This window comes from Chryseobacterium sp. C2(2020) (genome assembly GCF_014218915.1).
GTDB classification, from domain to species: domain Bacteria; phylum Bacteroidota; class Bacteroidia; order Flavobacteriales; family Weeksellaceae; genus Chryseobacterium; species Chryseobacterium mucoviscidosis.
The window spans coordinates 35,195-54,842 of record NZ_JACLCT010000005.1; the positions used below are offsets into that span (position 1 = coordinate 35,195).

The following is a 19,648-nucleotide window of genomic DNA, read 5'->3' on the forward strand; positions in this document are numbered from 1 at the left end:
GAATTAAAATAATTAATCCTAAAATTAATTTATTAAAATATTTACCTTTCAATTTTGAAAATTTTTAGCGCAACTATGTTACAATTTTTTAACCAATTACGGTTTTTAAGCTTGGAAAAGTTTTTCTCTCTGCAAATGCTATAAATAATAAGTAAACTGCAAAATTGTTATGCGGGTTTATTATTTTTAAACCTCACAGGTTTTAAAAACCTGTGAGGTTTGTGTTTCTACCACGTACAGCCCGGATATGCTCTCTGCATATACTGTAATTCACAAAGGATATATCCAAAATATTCTGTGTGATATCCTGTTCTGGATTTTGGCTGCATGAAAGGGTTTGTAGGATATTCTAACTGGAAATCTGCAAAATCTTTTTGGGTGATCGTTACAAATTCTTCATAAAGAGCATCGGTATTCGGAGCAATATTTAAAGCGACCAAATCATCTTCTCCTTCTGTTTTTGCAAATAAACCTTTAGTGTATTCCCAGATGTTTTCAATGGCTTTTACCAGACGGCTCTTACTTTCTTCTGTTCCCTGAGCAAAAATTTTCATCCAGGAAGCAGCGTGCGTGTAATGGTATTTTACCTCTTTTAATGATTTTTGAGCAATCGCTGCCAATTCTTCATTCGCTGAATTGGACAATGCTTCATACATCAGTTTCTGATACACTGCAAAAACATACACTTTTAAAATGGTCTGGGCATAATCTTCGTTCGGAAGTTCTGTCCAGTGTGCATTCACATATTCGTGTTCATATCTTAAAAAGGCGATATCATCTTCAGATTTTCCGTCGTCTAAAAGTCTTGAAGCGTAAACGTAAAAGTTGTTCGCCTGACCAAGTTCATCCAACGCAATATTCGTTAATGCAATATCTTCCTCCAGATAAGGACCTTCACCGCACCACGCAGACAAACGCTGTCCCATAATGAAACTGTCGTCTGCCAATTTTAATAAATAATTATATAATGGGTTCATTGTTTTAGCTTTTGGCTTTTGGCGTCTAGCTTTCTGCAAATTGCAAGCTGCTAACAGCCAATCGCTTTTTTACATATTCTTTACATCGTTCGGGATCTCGTAGAACGTCGGGTGACGGTATAATTTGTCATCAGCCGGATCGAAGAATGCTTCTTTATCCACTCCTTCCGAAGTTACGATGTATTTACTTGGAACTACCCAAACAGAAGTTCCTTCTTTTCTTCTTGTATAAACGTCTCTTGCGTTTTGTAAAGCCATTTCTGCTGTTGGCGCCTGTACAATTCCAACGTGTTTGTGGGACAATCCCGGTTTAGTCTGAATAAACACTTCCCACATATCTAAATTTGCCATAGTCAAATTTTAATTTTTATCTAAATTTTAGATTTTGAATTATTTTAAATTTTAACTTTTGAACCATTAAGGACAATTAAGTTGTTAAGAATATTAAGTTTAGCTCCGCTTTTAGATTTAAAACCAGAATGATTTATCTTAATTAAACTAAACTTCTAAATAAAATCTTAATGGTTTAAATTAAGAAATTAATTTACCTTTTCGTTCTGCTTTTCAGCAAAAGCTGCTGCCGCTTCTTTTACCCAGGAATTTTCTCTTTGGGCTTTTCTCTTCGTTTCGATACGCTTTTTGTTGGCAGGACCATTTCCTTTTAAGATTTCCATAAATTCATCCCATGGAAGCTCTCCGAAATCGTAGTGCTGTCTTTCTTCATTCCACTTAAGATCTTTATCCGGAATGGTTAACCCTAAGAATTCAGCCTGAGCAACGGTAACATCAATGAATCTCTGACGAAGACTGTCGTTGCTTTCTCTTTTCACTCTGTAATTCATCGAAATTTTGGAGTTTGGTGAACTGTCATCATTCGGACCAAACATCATTAAAGCCGGCCACCAGAAACGGTTTAACGAAGCCTGAGCCATTTCTTTCTGCTGTTTTGTACCACGGCAAAGCGCCATTAAAATTTCATAACCCTGTCTTTGGTGGAAAGATTCTTCTTTACAGATTTTCACCATCGCTCTTGAGTAAGGACCGTAAGAATTCCCCATCAACATCACCTGATTCATGATTGCAGCACCATCAACCAACCAACCGATGGCACCAATATCTGCCCAGCTTAAAGTCGGATAGTTGAAGATACTTGAATATTTTGCTTTTCCTGAAAGCATATCTTCATACGTTGCATCTCTGTCGGCTCTGATGGATCCATCACCTAAAGTTTCGGTTGCAGAATAAAGGTATAAACCGTGACCTGCCTCATCCTGAACTTTCGCCAGAAGTGCCATTTTTCTTCTCAAAGAAGGTGCTCTGGAAATCCAGTTGGCTTCCGGCAGCATTCCGACAATTTCAGAATGTGCGTGCTGTGAAATCTGACGAACCAAGAGTTTTCTGTAATCATCGGGCATTACATCTTTTGGCTCTACTTTATTTTCGTCGTGTACATACTGTACAAATTTTTCTAAATCCATCTTTTTAAATTTGAAAATTAATTAATTTGAAAATTTGAGAATTAGGCAATTTGAAATTAAAACACAATCATGGCATTTTCAAATTGGCACATTGGCTCATTTCCAAATTGATTTAAACATCATAATTAAGCATCACCACGTTGGTTGTCGGGTGACACTGGCAGGTAAGAACGTAACCTCGGGCTACTTCTTCTTCGGTAAGCGCGTAGTTTTTTTCCATGAAGACTTCGCCTTCCAAAACTTCGGCTTTACACGTACAACACACTCCTCCTTTACACGCAAAAGGTACAGGAAGATTGTCTTTCAATGCTTTATCTAAGATACTTTCTTTTTTTGAATTCAGGTGGAAAGAATATTCATCATCGTCAATGATTACCGTAACCATACTTTCAATATTGGCAATGGCCTTGAATTCGTCGCTCATCTCCTCCGTATTTTCTTCGTCAGGAGCAGTGAAATATTCAAATAAAACCTGAATTGCCGGTACTTTTTTATCTTTCTTTAAATAATCTGCAATTCCTTTGATCATTTCCGAAGGTCCGCAAATGAAATACGTGGCTTCTTTTACATCAATATCTGCATATCTTTCAAATAAATGTTCCAGTTTTTCAGGGGAAATTCTTCCTTCAAAAATCGGGTCTTCATGCTTTTCACGGCTTACGAGATAAACTACTTTCAATCTTCCGTTGAACTGCTCTGTCAATTTATCGATCTCAGCCTTTTTCATCACGTGATTCATACTTCTGTTGCTGTAGAACAGGTACGCGTTGGAATTCGGCTCCTGATAAAGACTTTCTTTAATATTCGATAAAACCGGAGAAATTCCGCTTCCTGCCGCCAAACCAATGTATGTTTTTACGTTTGTCGGATGATAAGACGTGTTAAAACCGCCCATCGGAGGCATTACCTCAAGAATTTCATCCATGTGAAGATGCTCGTTGAAATAACCGGAAACCTTTCCGCCTTCCAATAATTTCACTAAAACTTCCAGCGTGTTGCTTTTTTCACTCGGCGCATTACAGATGGAGTAAGAACGTCTTTCTTCATTTCCGTTGATCATCATTCGGAAATTAAGATACTGCCCCTGTTTGAATCTGAATTTATCTTTCAGCTCTTCAGGAATTTCAACCGCTACATTTACTGCATCGTTGGTATCTTTCTGAACTTTTACCGTTTTAAGTTTATAAAATGAATTCATTTATTTTTTAAGTATTCTGTTAATTTTTCCACCTTCGCATTTCGGAAGACTGTCCTGAGCATGAATTTTCACTTTTGTAGTAATTCCTACCCTTTTTTTTATTTCGTTTTCTATACTTTTTCCAAAGCTTCCGACAAAAATAGCATAATCGTCGGTATTTTGACTTAAATTTTTCGAGGCGATCAATTCATCACCAATCTCAACATCAATATCCAGTGCAACGCACATTTGCTCCTTCTCAACAGGAGTTAAATAATAATTCGGAACTACGCCTTCCACATGAGAAAATGCTTCTTCAATCTGACTTGGATAAACATTTACCCCTCTTACAATCAGCATATCATCGGCTCTTCCCAAAATCGGACGCATTTTTACCATCGTTCTTTTTCCATTTTCGTCATAGTAAAGACTTGTGATATCATTTGTCCAGTAACGCAGAAGCGGCATTGCTTTCTTCGTTAAAGTGGTAATCACCAAAATGCCTTCTTCACCAAACGGAACTGGCTCTTTTGTAACCGGATCGAGAATTTCGGGGTAAAAATGGTCTTCCCAAATGTAAGAACCTCCTTTTTCTTCAAAATCTTCCATCGAAACACCCGGCCCTATAATTTCACTTAATCCGTAAATATTGGTTGCATGAACGCCTAATCTTTCTTCAATATGCTGTCTGATTAATTCCGTCCAAGGCTCTGAACCTAAAACGGCATATTTTAAACTGATTTCTTCTGCCGTGATTCCTCTTTTAGCAAATTCATCAGCAATGGTTAAAGCGTAAGATGGCGAACAGCAGATTACTTCCGGTTGAAAATCCATGATGAGATCGACCTGTCTCGCCGTCATTCCTCCCGAAATCGGAAGAACGCTCATTCCCAGTTTTTCCGCTCCGTAATGCAATCCCAATCCGCCCGTGAAAATTCCGTAACCATATGCATTATGCAACTGCATTCCCGGTTTTGCGCCTGCTGCATTCAAAGATCTCGCCACGACTTCGCTGAATAAATCAACATCTTCTTTTGTATATCCCACTACCGTCGGTTTTCCCGTTGTTCCGCTTGAACAGTGAATTCTCTGCAGTTCATTTTTCGGAACGGTAAATAACCCAAACGGATAATTGTCTCTCAAATCCTGTTTGTACGTTATCGGAAGTTTGGTAATATCTTCAATCGACCTTATTTCCTGTGGAGATATTCCTGATTCTTTAAATTTTCTTTTATAAAATTCCGACTTCTCTCCAAGATAGTCTACCAAATTTGCCAACCGCTCAGACTGAAGCTGTCTCAACTGATCGAGCTTAAGATATTCAACACCAAAATCCATAACTAACTAACATTTGTTAGGTGTAAATTTAAAAAGATTTTGGAACGTGACAAAATTTTTATGATTTTCGTCAGATTTTTAATGATTCTAAATAATTAAAGGCTAAGATTGAGGTTTAGTTTAAGGATGATTTTAATGAGGATTTTGTCATTTAAAACATAGATAAAAAGTCTATGAACACAGTTCGGAAGTGAAGTGAAGAAATCTGTTTTTACTTAATGTTTAATAGATTTCTCCTTCGTCAAAATGACAGCTTACTACATAATCAGAATTGAATAGAGTAAAATAATCTTAAAATAATTGTGAGATTCTTCCTTTGTCAGAATGACAAAAACTATGATAAAGTTTTGGGAATTTTAAGTTTAAAATTACTATTTCTGATTTCCCAGTAAACCGAAAAGAATTTTATCCCTTATTTCATCGGTGATATCCGAACCGGATTCTATATTTCTTTTAAACCAAAAATAGGAGTTGTTTAAGGTATGGAGAATAAATCTCGTGGTAAAAGCGGGTGATCTCAATTCCCAGTTTTCAGCGGTATAAATTTCAGAAATCAACTGTTCAACTTCCCGCTGATAATTTTTTCTTAGTTCGATGAATTCGGGTAATCTCTCTTCCAGATGTTTCCATTCGTTGGAATAGATGTGCGTGACATCACGGTTTTTCAGAACAACCGACAAATGTTTTTCAATAAAAAGATTGAGCTTTTCCTTTGGTGGAATATTGGTGTTTTTTACTTCCTGAAGTTCATCAAAAAATTCCTGCGCGATGCCAAAGCAGATCCATTCCAGAATTTCTTCCTTTGAGCGGATGTGTGCATATAAAGAAGCCGCTTTGATATTCAGTCTGGTTGCCAAATCACGAACAGAGCTTCCCATGTAGCCTTTCTCCTTGAAAAGTTCCACGGCTACATCTAAAATTTTCTTCTGTTTTTCTTTAAGCTCCATTTGTAAAAACGCAAAAGTAATTATTTTGATTTTAATATTTGATTTTTCATCTTATGATTTTTTACGTTTTGATTGTCATTCTGACGAAGGAAGAACCTATTAAACATTAAGTAAAAAGAGATTCTTCATTTCACTCCGTTTCATTCAGAATGACAGAGTATACTCTTAGAAATAAAATTTCTCAAATCTGACGGTTCTTCCGATAATTTTCACTTAAATTCTTCGAATCGGAAATTTTGTCTTTTCAAAACAGATTTAAAATAAAGATTTCGGAAATTTTGTCTAATATTTTTAAAAATTCAACAATAGAATACTTTTTGCGATAATGTACCCGAATTAAATGATTAAATAAAGATTAAGGGCATCAGAAATTAGAAAATCTGATTAAAAAATTAACATTTATTTGACTCTTATGGTCTGAAATCTGATGTCTAAAATCTAAAATTGGAAACTAAAAATTAAAGAATCAAAAATATACAAAATATGAACTTAAATCAATATACCGTAAAATCTCAGGAAGCGATTCAGGCTGCACAACAGGTGGCAATTGAATTTGGCAACCAACAGATCGAACCTCAACATTTACTGGAAGGAATTTTTCAGGTAGATGAAAATATATCGCCTTTCTTATTAAAAAAATCTGAAGCAGATGCGGCTTTAGTAAGAGAGCGAAACCGCGAAAATTTAGAGAAGCTCCCTAAAGTACAGGGAGGCAATATTTACCTATCACAATCAGCAAATAAAGTTTTGCTTGATGCGCCTAACATTGCTAAAAAAATGGGCGACGAATATGTAACCATTGAACACTTATGGCTTTCATTATTGGAAACCAATTCTGAAGTTTCGAAAATGCTGAAAGATATGGGCGTTACCAAGAGTCTTCTGGAAGGCGGAATTAAAGAATTAAGAAAAGGCTCGAAAGCCACTTCTGCAAGTTCGGAAGAAACGTACCAGTCTTTAAATAAATATGCTAAAAACTTCAATGAGTTAGCAGCAGAAGGAAAATTAGATCCTGTAATCGGCCGTGATGAAGAAATCCGAAGAGTGTTGCAGATTCTTTCCAGAAGAACGAAAAACAACCCGATCCTGATTGGTGAACCCGGCGTTGGTAAAACCGCCATTGCGGAAGGAATTGCCCACAGAATTATCAGTGGTGACGTTCCTGAAAATCTAATGGATAAAACCTTATATTCACTGGATATGGGCGCTTTGATTGCCGGTGCAAAATACAAAGGTGAGTTTGAAGAGCGTCTGAAATCCGTGGTGAATGAAGTTATTAAATCGGAAGGACAGATTATTCTTTTCATCGACGAAATCCACACTTTGGTAGGAGCCGGAGGCGGTGAAGGCGCGATGGATGCCGCGAATATCTTGAAACCAGCTTTAGCGAGAGGAGAATTAAGAGCGATTGGAGCAACGACTTTAAATGAATATCAGAAGTATTTTGAAAAAGATAAAGCTCTTGAGAGACGTTTTCAGAAAGTAATGGTAGAAGAACCGGATACAGAATCGGCAATTTCTATTCTTCGTGGAATTAAAGATAAATATGAAGCGCACCACAAAGTAAGAATCAAAGATGAGGCGATTATTGCAGCAGTGGAAATGTCGCAGAGATATATTTCGGATCGATTTTTACCGGATAAGGCGATTGACCTGATTGATGAAGCATCGGCTAAATTGAGAATGGAAATCAATTCGAAACCGGAAGAGCTGGACGTTTTAGACAGAAAATTAATGCAGATGGAAATTGAACTGGCTGCCATTTCAAGAGAAGGTAACCAGACGAAAATCGATCATTTAAAAGAAGATATTGCGAAGATTTCTGAACAGAGAAATGAAATTAACGCCAAATGGCTGAAAGAAAAGCAAAAATCTGAAGATTTAACGCAGATTAAAAAAGATATAGAATCTCTGAAACTGGAGGCAGAAAGAGCTTCAAGAGCAGGAGATTACGCAAAAGTAGCGGAAATCCAATACGGAAAACTGCGTGAAAAAGAAGAAGAGCTGAAAAAGCTTGAAATCGAAATGCAAAATCATCAGAATGAGTTAATTAAAGAAGAAGTAACTTCTGACAACATCTCTGAAGTGATTGCCAAATGGACCGGAATTCCTGTTACGAAACTGCTTCAGTCTGAAAGAGAAAAGTTATTGAATCTTGAAACCGAACTTCATCACAGAGTAGTTGGACAGGACGAGGCAATTACCGCTGTTGCAGATGCGATCCGAAGAAACAGAGCGGGATTGAGCGATGATAAAAAACCAATCGGGTCATTCTTATTCTTGGGAACCACCGGAGTCGGAAAAACTGAGCTGGCAAAAGCTTTAGCGGAGTTTTTATTTGATGATGAAAACAATATGACGAGAATTGATATGAGTGAATATCAGGAGCGTCACAGTGTTTCGAGATTAGTGGGTGCTCCTCCGGGATATGTAGGCTATGATGAAGGCGGACAATTAACGGAAGCCGTGAGAAGAAGACCGTATTCTGTGGTTCTTTTGGATGAAATTGAAAAAGCGCATCCTGATGTTTTCAATACTTTGTTACAGGTTTTAGACGACGGAAGGTTAACAGATAACAAAGGAAGGGTGGTGAATTTTAAAAATTCGATTATCATTATGACTTCGAATTTAGGTTCGCACCTTATTCAGGAAAATTTTGAACATATTACTGATGAAAATCAGGATGAGATTGTTGACAAAACAAAAGATGAGGTCTTTGATTTATTGAAACAGACGTTACGTCCGGAATTCTTAAACAGAATTGATGAGGTTGTATTATTCCAGCCTTTAAGAAAAAAGGAAATCGGAAAAATCGTTACCTACCAACTGAGAGGATTTAATGAAATGCTTTCGAAACGAAATATCATTATGACGGCAACTCAGGATGCTGTAGATTATCTGATGAATAAAGGGTATGATCCTGCGTTCGGAGCAAGACCTCTGAAAAGAGTGATTCAGCAGGAAGTTCTTAACCGGTTATCGAAAGAAATCCTTGCCGGAAAAGTGAACGATGGCGACAGAATAACACTGGATTATTTCGAAGAGACAGGTTTGGTTTTCAGACCGACCGATTTATAAGTAGTTTTTTTCATATATATTATTTTTGAAGAATTTCCGCAGACCAAAAAATCTGCGGAAATTTTATTTGTAATACATCAGCCGTAAAATACTTTATAAATCTTATAATCAAAAATATTTCTATTTTATATTCACTAATTCTACATCAAAAGTAATAGTAGCGCCTGCAGGAATTGGTCCGGCTCCATTATCTCCGTAAGCCAGTTCTGAAGGAATATAAAATCTGTATTTAGATCCTTTGCTCATCAACTGAATACCTTCTGTCCATCCTTTGATTACACCGCCCAGATTAATATCCATTGGTGCGCCTCCGTTTTTGTCGGTAGAGTCGAAAACAGTTCCATCCAGAAGCTTTCCGGTATATTTTACCTGTACAATATCAGACGCTTTTGGTTTTGTTTTACCGTCACCTTCCTGCAGGACTTCATACTGTAAACCGGAAGCTGTGGTCTTCACTTTAGGATTGCTTTTATTTTTGGCAAGAAAATCCAGACCTTTTTTCTTATTTTCATCTGCCTGTACCCCCGCTGCAGCTTGCTTTTTTTCATGTTGCTTCTGCATAAACTCCTGCATAAAAGCTTCCATTTCTTCAGCCGGCATCAGCTTTTTCCCTCCATTCATTTCTTCTTTAATAGCCTGAGCCAAAAGATCGGCATCTACTTTGAAGCCTTCCTGTTTCATGTTTTGGGCAATGCTCAGACCTATGTAATAAGAAGCTTTCTGATCATCCGTGTATTTGCCATCCGCTGCATTTTCATCTTTCTTAGCGCATGAAACACTAAATATTGCTATGCAAAGTAATGCGATAGTCTGTCTTTTCATTTGATAATTTATTGTTTACGATTAATGAATTTAATAATCGCTGCAAATCTATCCAAAATCTTTATAATTTTAATTAAAAATTGCAATCCGTAAAAACCCCATAAATAATCAGGAAAAAACCGTGTCGTATTACTTTAAAATTTTACGAGATTTGCAATACCAACTAACCTTTCACCTTTTAAAACTAGCTTTATGGAAACAAGACCAAATTTAGACAACTTAGAATTTGAATCAGCCGAATCAATTTCTAATCCCAACACGCTTCATTGTGATTTAATAAGAACTCTTGTGGAGAACTACAGAAAAAATCAGTTGGCGTGTGTAAACCAAAATTTAGGGTTCGACGATGCGCATTCCATTCATTTTGATCTGGCTACGCTGAAAAAATTTATTTCAGACATTGAAAATGAGGCGATGAAAAACGATTCCCGCGTTACAGATCAGGATTTGGGAATACGATTTTATTATGCGGCTTATCCTAAAGAGCAGGACTGGAATATTATGTCGGGAACTCCGATCGGAACAGAATATGCGCAGAGACATACTTTAGTTTTGGTTCCTACCATGAAACAGGAAGATGAAAACGGAGATAGGCTTTGCTATGATTTCAATCCTTTAAGCACAAGCGGAAGCGGAGAGTTTTTAGCGATGGCTTCGGCAAGAAATTCCGGTCTGCAGGGAGAGGTGGTCTGTCAGAATCATGGTCATCTTATTCCTCCCAACAACACGGTTACAGAATCATTTTAATCTAAAAAAAGAAATATTAATTAAATACAATGACCGATTTCCAAAAATTTATATATGAATCTTTATTCTGGAGTGAAGGCATAGCTGCCTTAATCTCTGTTTGTTATTATAAGCAAATTAAAAATCAGTATTGGAAATACTTTGTATTTTATTTAATATTTATATTCTTTTGTGAATGTATTGGAAAGTGGGGAGAAAATTTTATAGACTATAATAAACAAGCCTTTTATAATTATTTTGTTATTCCTGTACAGTTTATATTTTTCTTTTGGCTGTATGCTGCAAAATCTTTTGAAAAACAGAAAACATTTTTAGCATTATCTGCTATTTATCTTTTATCATTTATTCCAAGTGAATTTATTTTAGATACAGATAATGTAATGTTTTCAATTAATTACACTTTAGGTTGTTTAATTTTAATGATCCTTGTGATTATGGAATATTATAAACAAATTAATTCGTCCAATATTCTGAATTTTAACAAAAACCCTATGTTTTACATCAATTTGGGGGTTACATTATTCTATATAGGAACACTTCCATTCTGGACTTTTTTTCCATTTATCAGAAATTATAAAGAAATCTATAATATTTATTTTTCCTACTTTTTACTTTCAGGAATCGTCATGTATCTTTTATTCTCAATTTCATTCATATGGGGAAGACAGAACTCTTAGTAACGTTAATTCTATTCAATATCTTTTTTGTATTGTTTGTGGCTGCAGTGATGGTTTATATCCGCAAATACAAACAGCGCAAGAAAGAATATCTGAATGAGATTGAAATAAAAAACGAAATTCACCAGAAAGAATTGTTAGCGACACAGCTTGAAATTCAGCAGGCAACGATGCAGCAGATCGGGCGCGAACTTCATGATAATATCGGGCAGAAATTAACGTTAGTGAGCCTTTACACACAGCAGCTTTTGTATGAGAATAAAGTTCCGGAGGTAAGCGAAAGAATTGAGCAGGTTTCACAGATCATCAATCAGTCGCTTCATGATCTCAGGAGCCTTTCAAAAACATTAACGGACGATAATATTAATCAAAAGGAAATCGTAACTTTAATTCAGGAAGAAGTAGACAATACCAATGCGTTTAAAAAATGCCATGTCGATTTTCAGCATAACTTTAATCAACTGGATCTCAGCTTTGTGCATAAAAACGTATTATTGAGAATTACTCAGGAATTTATTCAGAACAGCATCAAACATTCGGGCTGTAAAAATATTCTGATTAATCTGAATACTTCTCAGGAGTCGCTTTGGGAACTGAATATTAAAGATGACGGGGTGGGTTTCGATAAATCCAGCATCAAATCCAACGGAATAGGGCTCACCAATATGAAAAACAGAGCCGAAATTATCGGGGCAGATTTTTGCCTTGAAAGTCAGAAAAATTTGGGAACTACGCTCAACATTATTTTAAAAAGACAGCCATGAAAAAAACGATAGTGATTGTAGACGATCATGTACTTATCGCAAAAGCTTTGGAAGGAATTATTGATAATTTTCCGGAGTTTGAAGTAATCTACGTTGCCGAAAACGGAAAAGATCTGATCCAGAAATTCGAAAATAACAGCAAAATTCCGGATATCATTCTTCTGGACATCAGTATGCCGATTATGGACGGTTTCGAAACCGTGCTTTGGCTTAAAGAAAATCATCCGAACATTAAAGTGATGGCTTTAAGCATGCAAGGCGACGATAAAAGCGTTATTAAAATGATCCGGAACGGCGCCAAAGGGTACTTACTGAAAAATACACACCCGAAAGAACTGGAGAATGCATTGACGAAACTTAACAATGACGGTTTTTTTATCCGGAATGGGCTTCGAAAATCATTTTTTCCAACATGAACAATGAAGATGCTGCCAATAATGTAAAAATTTCCGACCGCGAGAAAGAGTTTTTAAAATACACCGTTACAGAACTCAGCTATAAAGAAATTGCGGATAAAATGTGCTGCAGCCCGAGAACGGTAGAAAGCTACAGAGATCAGCTTTGTGATAAATTAGATCTTAAAACGCGGGTTGGTCTTGCCGTTTTTGCCATTAAAAACGGTTTTGCAGGTTAAAATCAACATTCAAGCATTACTCAATAACGGTTTTAAATAATCAATAAAAACAACGTTTGAATAAAAATACAGCAACATATATTGAAAATTACTATTTATTGAATAATAAAATAATTCAACTATACGGTGAAATACTTGCATAATTACTTCAAATAGTATAATTTCATCTCCGAAACAAAATATTGTATTTTTATGAAAAAACTAATGTTCGGAGCTCTTATGCTGAGTTTCCTTTCTGCTTGTAACAGCGACAACGTTTCTAACCAGACCGAAGAATCTGAAAACACGCCTGCAATTTCCGGAACCGCACTGCAAAGAGGATGTGCTTCTGAAGAAATCCGAAAAGTGGCATTGAAAAACAGTTCGGAGCTGAGACAGAAATATTCTGAAATTGAAGCTAAAACCGAAAGATTTGAAAATGACATGAAGCTGGGGAAAGTATTATCCGATGGTACTGTTGAAATTCCGGTAGTGGTAAATGTCTTATACAGAACAACTGCTGAAAATGTTTCTGACGCTCGTATCGCAGAACAAATTGCAGTTCTTAATGCAGATTACGCAGGAACGAATACCGATGTCTCAAAAATTCCTTCCGAATTTCAGGGGGTAAAAGCAGGTGATGTGAAAGTAAGATTCAGACTGGCGAATGTCGTAAGAAAATCTACTACCAAAACAAGCTGGAGTACCAATGATGCGATGAAGAAAGCATCTACCGGAGGAATTGATGCAACAAGCCCTTCTAATTATCTAAACATCTGGACGGTAGGAAATATGGGACAGATTCTTGGCTATGCAACTTTTCCGGAATCTTCAGGATTATGGAACGACGGTGTGGTAATTGCGTCTCCTTATTTTGGTAAGACCGGTGCTTCTTCTCCTTTCAATCTGGGAAGAACAGCTACACACGAAGTAGGACACTACTTGAACTTAAGACACATCTGGGGAGATGCGAACTGCGGAAATGACCTTGTAAGCGATACACCTACGCAAACAACATCCAATGTAGGAAAACCGAGCTATCCTCTTTACAATACCTGCAGCGGCGTACAGAGATCTGTAATGTTCATGAATTATATGGATTATGTGGATGATGCTGCCATGTTTATGTTCTCCGCAGGACAAAAAACCAGAATGCAGTCTGTTGTAGCTTCTAACGGAGCAAGATCAGGACTAAGACTATACTAATCTTTATTGTTAATTTTAATACAAATGATTCCGGCTGTTTCAGAGAAACAGCCGGAATCTATTTATAATGTTTTAGTATTGTCTTTCGGTGTATAATCCATAAAGATACCACCATCAAGATTTACCGATTTTACTTTTTTGGTAATCGGAACCGTAAGCATTGTTTTTTTCTGATCTTTTTCCCAGACCGATGGCGAAAAATGAAGCTTCTCCACACTTCCGTCTTCATAGCCGATTTCCGCATCAAAAGGAATCGCAAAACCACCTACATTATCCACATTTACGGTCAGAAGATCATTCATCTGAGATGCTGAAGACACTTTCAGGTCGATATAATTATTCGTGTAAAACCAGTTATTAAAGAACCAGTTCAGATTTTTTCCGGAACCTGTATTCATAGAATTAAAATAATCCCACGGAATCGGATGTTTTCCGTTCCAGTTGTTCATATAATGATGCAGTGCTTTTTTAAACAGATCATCTCCCAGATAATCTTTTAAAGCCAGATAAGAAAGGGATGCTTTTACATAAGAATTGTTTCCGTAGCCTGCTCCGCTTACCTGAGTACTCATCGTAATAATTGGCTGATCCTGCTCCGCAGAAGGATCATTGATCCATCTTTTTACCCTGAAATTTTTATAAAATTCTTTGGCTTTTGCTTCTCCGTTTTCATCAATTCCGATTAAATATTCCAAAGTCGTTGCCCATCCTTCATCCATAAAAGCATAACGGGTTTCGTTGATGCCCATGTAAAAAGGGAAATAAGTATGTGCAATTTCATGATCTGCCGTTAATCTTGCATCCTGAAAATCATCCGGAATACTGGTATCGTTAATCATCATCGGATATTCCATGTCTGCATATCCCTGAATTGCAGTCATTGCATTGTAAGGATATTCCACTCCGGGCCAGTTTTTAGAAAACCAGTCGAGATTATACTGCATCCATTCCACATAATGCTCAAAATCTTTTGCATCTGCTTTGTAACCTGCCTGAACACTTGCTCTTTTCGTTTTAAGCTGTACACTTGCCGCATCCCAAACATAATGATTGCTTAAAGCAAAACAGAAATCGGTGATATGACTGGCTTTAAATTTCCACGTATTCCATTTATTCTGCTTCGTTACTTTTCCGGACTTCATTTCTTGCTCAGTAGCAATGTGAATGACTTTGTCGCTTTTTAATGAAGACTTATATCTTTTTAAATACTCAGACTGAAGAACGGCATCGGGATTCAGGAAATCTCCGGTTGCCCAGACTACGTAATTTTTAGGCGCAGTAATGGCAAAACTGTAATCGTTAAAATCATTATAAAATTCCTGTCTGTCGGAGTGCGGAAGCATATCCCATCCATTGTAATCATCATAAACAGAAACTCTCGGGAAAGAATAGGCGACATAGAATGTTTCAGTATCTATCTGTCCTTCTCTTCCGCTTTGTACAGATAAAGGATACTCCCACTCAATGCGGATTTCAGCTTTTGCTTTGGATTTTAAGGCTGAATTCAGCTTTATTTTTTCAACCGTTCCCCAATTTTCACTGTTCACATTATATTTTTCACCGTTTACGATAAATGATTTAATATGCAACCCCGAAGAAAGAAAATCTTTGGAAACAACGCCTGATCTCGGAGCCTGTGGTTTATGGAGATTATTAACAAATCTTATGGCAAGATCATTCAGATCATTTGGGCTGTTGTTGGTATAGATGATGGTTTCCTTTCCCGAAACCACCTTAGAATTGGCATCTACCTTTACCTCAACATTATAAATCCCTTTATTCTGCCAGTAATTTTTACCCGGAGCGCCTGACAGATCACGGGTTCCGTTTTCGTATGCTTTTTTAATATTTCTTGGCATATACAATTCCTGCGCGGAAAATTGCCATGAAACTAAAAACAATACACCCAAAACAAGCTTTTTCATTAAAATCTTTTTATAATAAGTATTTTATTTAACATAAAAGTAACAAAAAACGGCAATATAATTATTACCGTTTGTATTATTTTTTGATCGCTTACAATTAAGCAGAAATCATTTATTATCTTAAATATTTGACTGAAGCCATTTTAAAACATTAAATCTACCAAAACCGGAAAGTGATCCGATGGATACAGCAGATTTTCTCTTCTGTCGTTGATGTGTCTGTGAGATTTGATCTTAAATCCTTTGACAAAAATATAATCAATCCTGTCCTGCGGAATTTCATTTACATTGAAACCTGTAAAAGTTCCTTTCGGACCGTAATGTTTTGTTTCTGAATGATAGAAACTGTCCTGCATATTCTGCGACATAATTTTTATCGGTTCTGAATCTTCCGTTAAATTAAAATCTCCGCTCACAGTTACAGGAAGATTTCTAGGATTGATTTCTTTGATTTTCTTTAAAATTAATTCTGAAGATTTCACTCTTGCTACATTTCCGATGTGGTCGAAATGAAGATTCAGTGCCATGAATTCTTTTTTAGATTTTTTATCCCTGAAAACAGCATACGTACAGATTCTGTTCAACGCGGCATCCCACCCTTTTGATGGTTTTTCAGGAGTTTCCGAAAGCCAGAACGTATCCGATTTTAAAACCTGCAATCTCTCTGTATCATAAAAAATAGCCGAAAATTCACCTTTTTCTTTTCCGTCGTCTCTTCCCACTCCTACATAATCATAGTTTTTCAATCCGTTTTTTATATCCTTCATCTGATCCGGCAACGCTTCCTGAACGCCGAAATAATCCGGATGATAATACGTAAGGAGATCTGCAACATCCTGTTTCCTGTTCGTCCACGAATTTTCTTTATCCGAATCTACATTCAGTCTGATATTAAAACTCATCACCTTAAGATTCTGCGAAAATCCCAATGCAAAAACCATCAGGAATACGATTGAAAATCTGTAATTCATAATCATCTATTTTAATTAACCAAGTAACAAAAGTAAGGTTTCTCCTTAAAACAGCCTTCAGAATTGGGAATTTTAATATTAAATTCAATTTAAAAAGAAAAAACTCCGGAGTATTTTCCGAAGTTTTGATTTATTATTTATTGATTATCCGTTATTAATCAAACTGTTTTTTTTAACGCAAAGACTCGCAAAGATTCTTTATATACTAACTGTTTTTAAGTTCGCAAAGGTGCTTCGACAAGCTCAGCATACACTATTCACTCAGCAAAGAACTCAAAGATTTTCCAATTATGGCAAATTACGGACAATCATATATTATTTAAATTGAACCATTAAGATGGAGTTAAGGAGTTAAGAATATCTAAGTTTCTAATTTTTAAGATTTAAAAAAATGATTTTCCTTAATAAAGCTTAACTTCTTAATTTAGAACTTAATGGTTAAAAAGATTAAAATTATTCTTTATTAAATTTAAATTCTCTTCCGCTCTGCTTAAAGGAAAATGATTTTTTATCCTGACTGAAGACTAAAGAAATCTGCATCATTTCCAGACTGAACGTATTGTTCCCGGTATATTCCAGAGGAAATTCCTGCTGTCCTGTTGCCTGAGCAAAAAGCTGGTTGTTTTTCTCTGTAAATACAATTTTCATCGGAAGATCTTTGCTTCCGAAAGTTCCCGTAAATTCTTTAAGATTTACTTTTTCCGTCGGTTTTGCATCAGCGGAACTCCATGTATTATTTTTAGAATCTACATCCGGAATTTCTGAATTCGGATCCAGTTTCACCTGATCGATTTCTTTTGTGGAATTGATTCTGAATGTCCATTCCGTATTTCTTTTCCAGACCTCGATCGGCAGTTTTACCATCTGCTGCGTTCCGTCTTTAAATTTAACCTGAACATTGGTCGGCATTGGTAACTGTCCGATATTTTCAACCGTGATCTGGGCTCCGTTTTTAAAGTCTCCGTTAACGTATTTTACATTTTTAATGCCCTGATCGATTTTCCATTTGTTGATGAACCAGCCTCTCCAGAACCAGTTCAGCTCTTCACCCGACACATTTTCCATCGTGTGGAAAAAATCCCAAGGGGTAGGATGTTTGAAAGCCCATCTTTCAACATAGGTTCTGAATGCCTTGTCGAATTTTTCAGGTCCTAAAATAGATTCTCTTAAGATTTGCAGTCCCATTCCCGGTTTGAAATACGCCAAAGCTCCGATGCTGTTTTCTTTCATATTATCGGGACCTACCATAATGGGTTCAAAACCGTCACTCATAATATATCCGCTCATCTGCGCAATATTTTTCTTTTCGTAATACTCTCCTTTGTTGAAAGCTTCCGTAGAAAGTTCGTTGATGAATGTATTGAATCCTTCATCCATCCATGCAAACAATCTTTCGTTGGAACCCACAATCATCGGGAACCAGTTGTGCCCGAATTCATGATCTGTAACACCCCAAAGATCGCCGCCTTTGGAATCCATGTGACAGAAAACAATTCCCGGATATTCCATTCCGCCTTCGTTTCCTGCTACGTTGGTTGCAGCCGGATACGTGTATTCGTACCATTTTGCAGAGTAATGCTCAATCGCCGCTTTTGTGTATTCTGTAGATCTGCTCCATGCATCCTTCCCTACACTTTCTACTGGATAAGCGGAAATTGCCAAAGATTTTTTTCCGCTCGGAAGGTTAATTTTTGCTGCATCCAGAATAAATGCCGGAGACGAAGCCCATGCAAAATCTCTTGCCTGATTGATTTTAAATTTCCATGTTTTTGTTCCTGAGGAATTATTTTTTCCTAATTCAGATTCAGAACGGATCATCACTGTTTTATCGCTGTTTTTTGCCTGATCCCACCGGCTGATTTCTTCTTTGGAATACACTTCTTTTGAATTCAGTAATTCTCCTGAAGCCACCACATAATGATTGGCAGGAACGGTAATGTTTGCCGTAATATCTCCGTATTCCAGATAAAATTCCGAAGCACCAAGATAAGGCAGCGTATTCCATCCCATGACATCATCATACACACACATTCTCGGATACCATTGCGCCATCGTAAAGATCTTTCCGTTTTTCGTATCCTGAATCCCCATTCTGTCAGAACCGTATTTTGGAGAAAGGAAAGAATATTCAATTTTAATTTTTGCGACGCCTCCCATCGCTTTCAGTTCTGCTGGAAGATCGATCTGCATTCTGGTATCAGTAATCGTATATTTCACATCCTTTCCGTCCAGTTTTACCGATTTTATTTTGTAACCGCCGTCAAATTCCTCACCGTGCGCTCCGTTTCGGCTTCCCGAAGTCGGTACGACTGCATTTCCTCTTGAATCTTTTGCAAATAAATTCTGGTCGAGCTGCAGCCATAAAAACCCTAATTTATCAGGACTGTTGTTTGTATAAGTGATTTCTGCAGTTCCTGTAAGTTCGTTTTTGGCTTCATTAAGGCTTACATCGAGATTGTAACTTGCCGAATTTTGCCAGTACTCGTGTCCCGGCTGTCCGCTTGCGGATCTTGTAGGCGTACCTGTCTGTGTATAGAAAAATGGTTTAAAAGCTTCTACGTAGCTGTATTTCGGGGCTTCCTGAGCCAAAGCAGACTGTGAAAAGAACATCACGGCAAGCGCAGAAACAAGGGTTGGAATTTTGAAGTTCATAGTACTATTTTTAATTTAACAAAGTAAACAAAAATAAGACTTCTCCGGACAGAAAAGTCTGATGTCTTCATTTATCTTGTTAAATTTCTTTGTCTTCTTCCACAAAAAGGAAATACTGCTCAAAATCTTTATCGGAAACCGGCTTTTCGCTTTCGAGTTTTACGACTCCGATGGTTTTGTAGTGGGCAGACAATCTTACATTGTTTTTTTTCAGTTCTTTTTCAAGCTGTCTGATATCTGTATCTTTTTTGAGAACTGCTAAGTATGTTTTCATCA

The 19,648-nt window shown here is 36.8% G+C and carries 18 protein-coding genes; 7 read left to right on the top strand and 11 right to left on the bottom strand.

Going from position 1 to position 19,648, the window contains the following annotated elements:
- Positions 1-227: 227 nt before the first annotated feature.
- The 6 genes from paaC to H6W52_RS04625 all read right to left on the bottom strand — a co-directional run bounded on the left by paaC (position 228) and on the right by H6W52_RS04625 (position 5,917).
- Positions 228-1,016 carry a 1,2-phenylacetyl-CoA epoxidase subunit PaaC gene (gene paaC / locus H6W52_RS04600; RefSeq protein WP_116095971.1) on the bottom strand — a complete coding sequence of 263 codons (789 nt, stop codon included), beginning with the start codon at positions 1,014-1,016 and terminating at the stop codon, positions 228-230.
- Positions 1,017-1,046: 30 nt separating this feature from the next.
- On the bottom strand, positions 1,047-1,328 hold the full coding sequence (paaB, locus tag H6W52_RS04605; protein ID WP_002981782.1) for a 1,2-phenylacetyl-CoA epoxidase subunit PaaB: 282 nt from the start codon (positions 1,326-1,328) through the stop codon (positions 1,047-1,049).
- Between the two features lie 188 nt (positions 1,329-1,516).
- Positions 1,517-2,455 (bottom strand): 1,2-phenylacetyl-CoA epoxidase subunit PaaA, encoded by a 939-nt coding sequence (gene paaA / locus H6W52_RS04610; protein WP_116095970.1) that lies wholly within the window; start codon positions 2,453-2,455, stop codon positions 1,517-1,519.
- Between the two features lie 112 nt (positions 2,456-2,567).
- Entirely contained in the window at positions 2,568-3,653 is a 1,086-nt protein-coding gene (locus tag H6W52_RS04615) for a 2Fe-2S iron-sulfur cluster-binding protein (RefSeq protein ID WP_116095969.1), read from the bottom strand.
- Positions 3,654-4,970: a phenylacetate--CoA ligase family protein gene (locus H6W52_RS04620; RefSeq protein ID WP_116095968.1), complete on the bottom strand. Its 1,317-nt coding sequence runs from the start codon at positions 4,968-4,970 to the stop codon at positions 3,654-3,656. It lies immediately after the preceding gene.
- 371 nt (positions 4,971-5,341) lie between these two features.
- Positions 5,342-5,917, bottom strand: a complete 576-nt coding sequence (locus H6W52_RS04625) for a TetR/AcrR family transcriptional regulator (RefSeq protein WP_116095967.1) — start codon at positions 5,915-5,917, stop codon at positions 5,342-5,344.
- A gap of 483 nt (positions 5,918-6,400) precedes the next feature.
- Here H6W52_RS04625 and clpB point away from each other — a divergent pair, with 483 nt between their 5' ends.
- Complete coding sequence (clpB, locus tag H6W52_RS04630; RefSeq protein WP_116095966.1) at positions 6,401-8,995, top strand: ATP-dependent chaperone ClpB; 2,595 nt, start codon at positions 6,401-6,403, stop codon at positions 8,993-8,995.
- Positions 8,996-9,115: 120 nt separating this feature from the next.
- Here the strand turns inward: clpB and H6W52_RS04635 are convergent, their stop codons facing one another.
- On the bottom strand, positions 9,116-9,817 hold the full coding sequence (locus H6W52_RS04635) for an FKBP-type peptidyl-prolyl cis-trans isomerase (protein ID WP_116095965.1): 702 nt from the start codon (positions 9,815-9,817) through the stop codon (positions 9,116-9,118).
- A 192-nt stretch (positions 9,818-10,009) separates the two neighbouring features.
- Here H6W52_RS04635 and H6W52_RS04640 point away from each other — a divergent pair, with 192 nt between their 5' ends.
- The 6 genes from H6W52_RS04640 (at position 10,010) to H6W52_RS04660 (ending at position 13,824) form a co-directional block, all read left to right on the top strand.
- Positions 10,010-10,564: a hypothetical protein gene (locus tag H6W52_RS04640; protein ID WP_116095964.1), complete on the top strand. Its 555-nt coding sequence runs from the start codon at positions 10,010-10,012 to the stop codon at positions 10,562-10,564.
- 29 nt (positions 10,565-10,593) lie between these two features.
- On the top strand, positions 10,594-11,241 hold the full coding sequence (locus tag H6W52_RS04645) for a hypothetical protein (RefSeq protein WP_087707834.1): 648 nt from the start codon (positions 10,594-10,596) through the stop codon (positions 11,239-11,241).
- On the top strand, positions 11,220-12,005 hold the full coding sequence (locus H6W52_RS04650) for a sensor histidine kinase (RefSeq protein WP_116095963.1): 786 nt from the start codon (positions 11,220-11,222) through the stop codon (positions 12,003-12,005). The genes H6W52_RS04645 and H6W52_RS04650 overlap by 22 nt, the downstream gene beginning before the upstream one ends.
- A complete protein-coding gene (locus tag H6W52_RS04655) occupies positions 12,002-12,421 on the top strand; it encodes a response regulator transcription factor (protein WP_228457526.1) in 420 nt (139 codons plus the stop codon). Before H6W52_RS04650 ends, H6W52_RS04655 begins: the two co-directional genes overlap by 4 nt.
- Positions 12,418-12,639 carry a response regulator transcription factor gene (locus tag H6W52_RS21180; protein ID WP_228457525.1) on the top strand — a complete coding sequence of 74 codons (222 nt, stop codon included), beginning with the start codon at positions 12,418-12,420 and terminating at the stop codon, positions 12,637-12,639. The genes H6W52_RS04655 and H6W52_RS21180 overlap by 4 nt, the downstream gene beginning before the upstream one ends.
- A 192-nt stretch (positions 12,640-12,831) precedes the next feature.
- Entirely contained in the window at positions 12,832-13,824 is a 993-nt protein-coding gene (locus H6W52_RS04660) for a zinc metalloprotease (protein WP_116095962.1), read from the top strand.
- Positions 13,825-13,886: 62 nt separating this feature from the next.
- Here the strand turns inward: H6W52_RS04660 and H6W52_RS04665 are convergent, their stop codons facing one another.
- The 4 genes from H6W52_RS04665 to H6W52_RS04680 all read right to left on the bottom strand — a co-directional run bounded on the left by H6W52_RS04665 (position 13,887) and on the right by H6W52_RS04680 (position 19,646).
- Positions 13,887-15,749, bottom strand: coding sequence for a M1 family metallopeptidase (locus H6W52_RS04665; protein WP_116095961.1), 1,863 nt, complete (start codon positions 15,747-15,749; stop codon positions 13,887-13,889).
- Between the two features lie 143 nt (positions 15,750-15,892).
- Positions 15,893-16,720, bottom strand: a complete 828-nt coding sequence (locus tag H6W52_RS04670; RefSeq protein WP_116096011.1) for an endonuclease/exonuclease/phosphatase family protein — start codon at positions 16,718-16,720, stop codon at positions 15,893-15,895.
- 453 nt (positions 16,721-17,173) lie between these two features.
- Positions 17,174-19,372, bottom strand: a complete 2,199-nt coding sequence (locus H6W52_RS04675) for a M1 family metallopeptidase (RefSeq protein WP_116095960.1) — start codon at positions 19,370-19,372, stop codon at positions 17,174-17,176.
- A gap of 79 nt (positions 19,373-19,451) precedes the next feature.
- A complete protein-coding gene (locus H6W52_RS04680) occupies positions 19,452-19,646 on the bottom strand; it encodes a hypothetical protein (RefSeq protein WP_123891927.1) in 195 nt (64 codons plus the stop codon).
- Between the last annotated feature and the right edge of the window lie 2 nt (positions 19,647-19,648).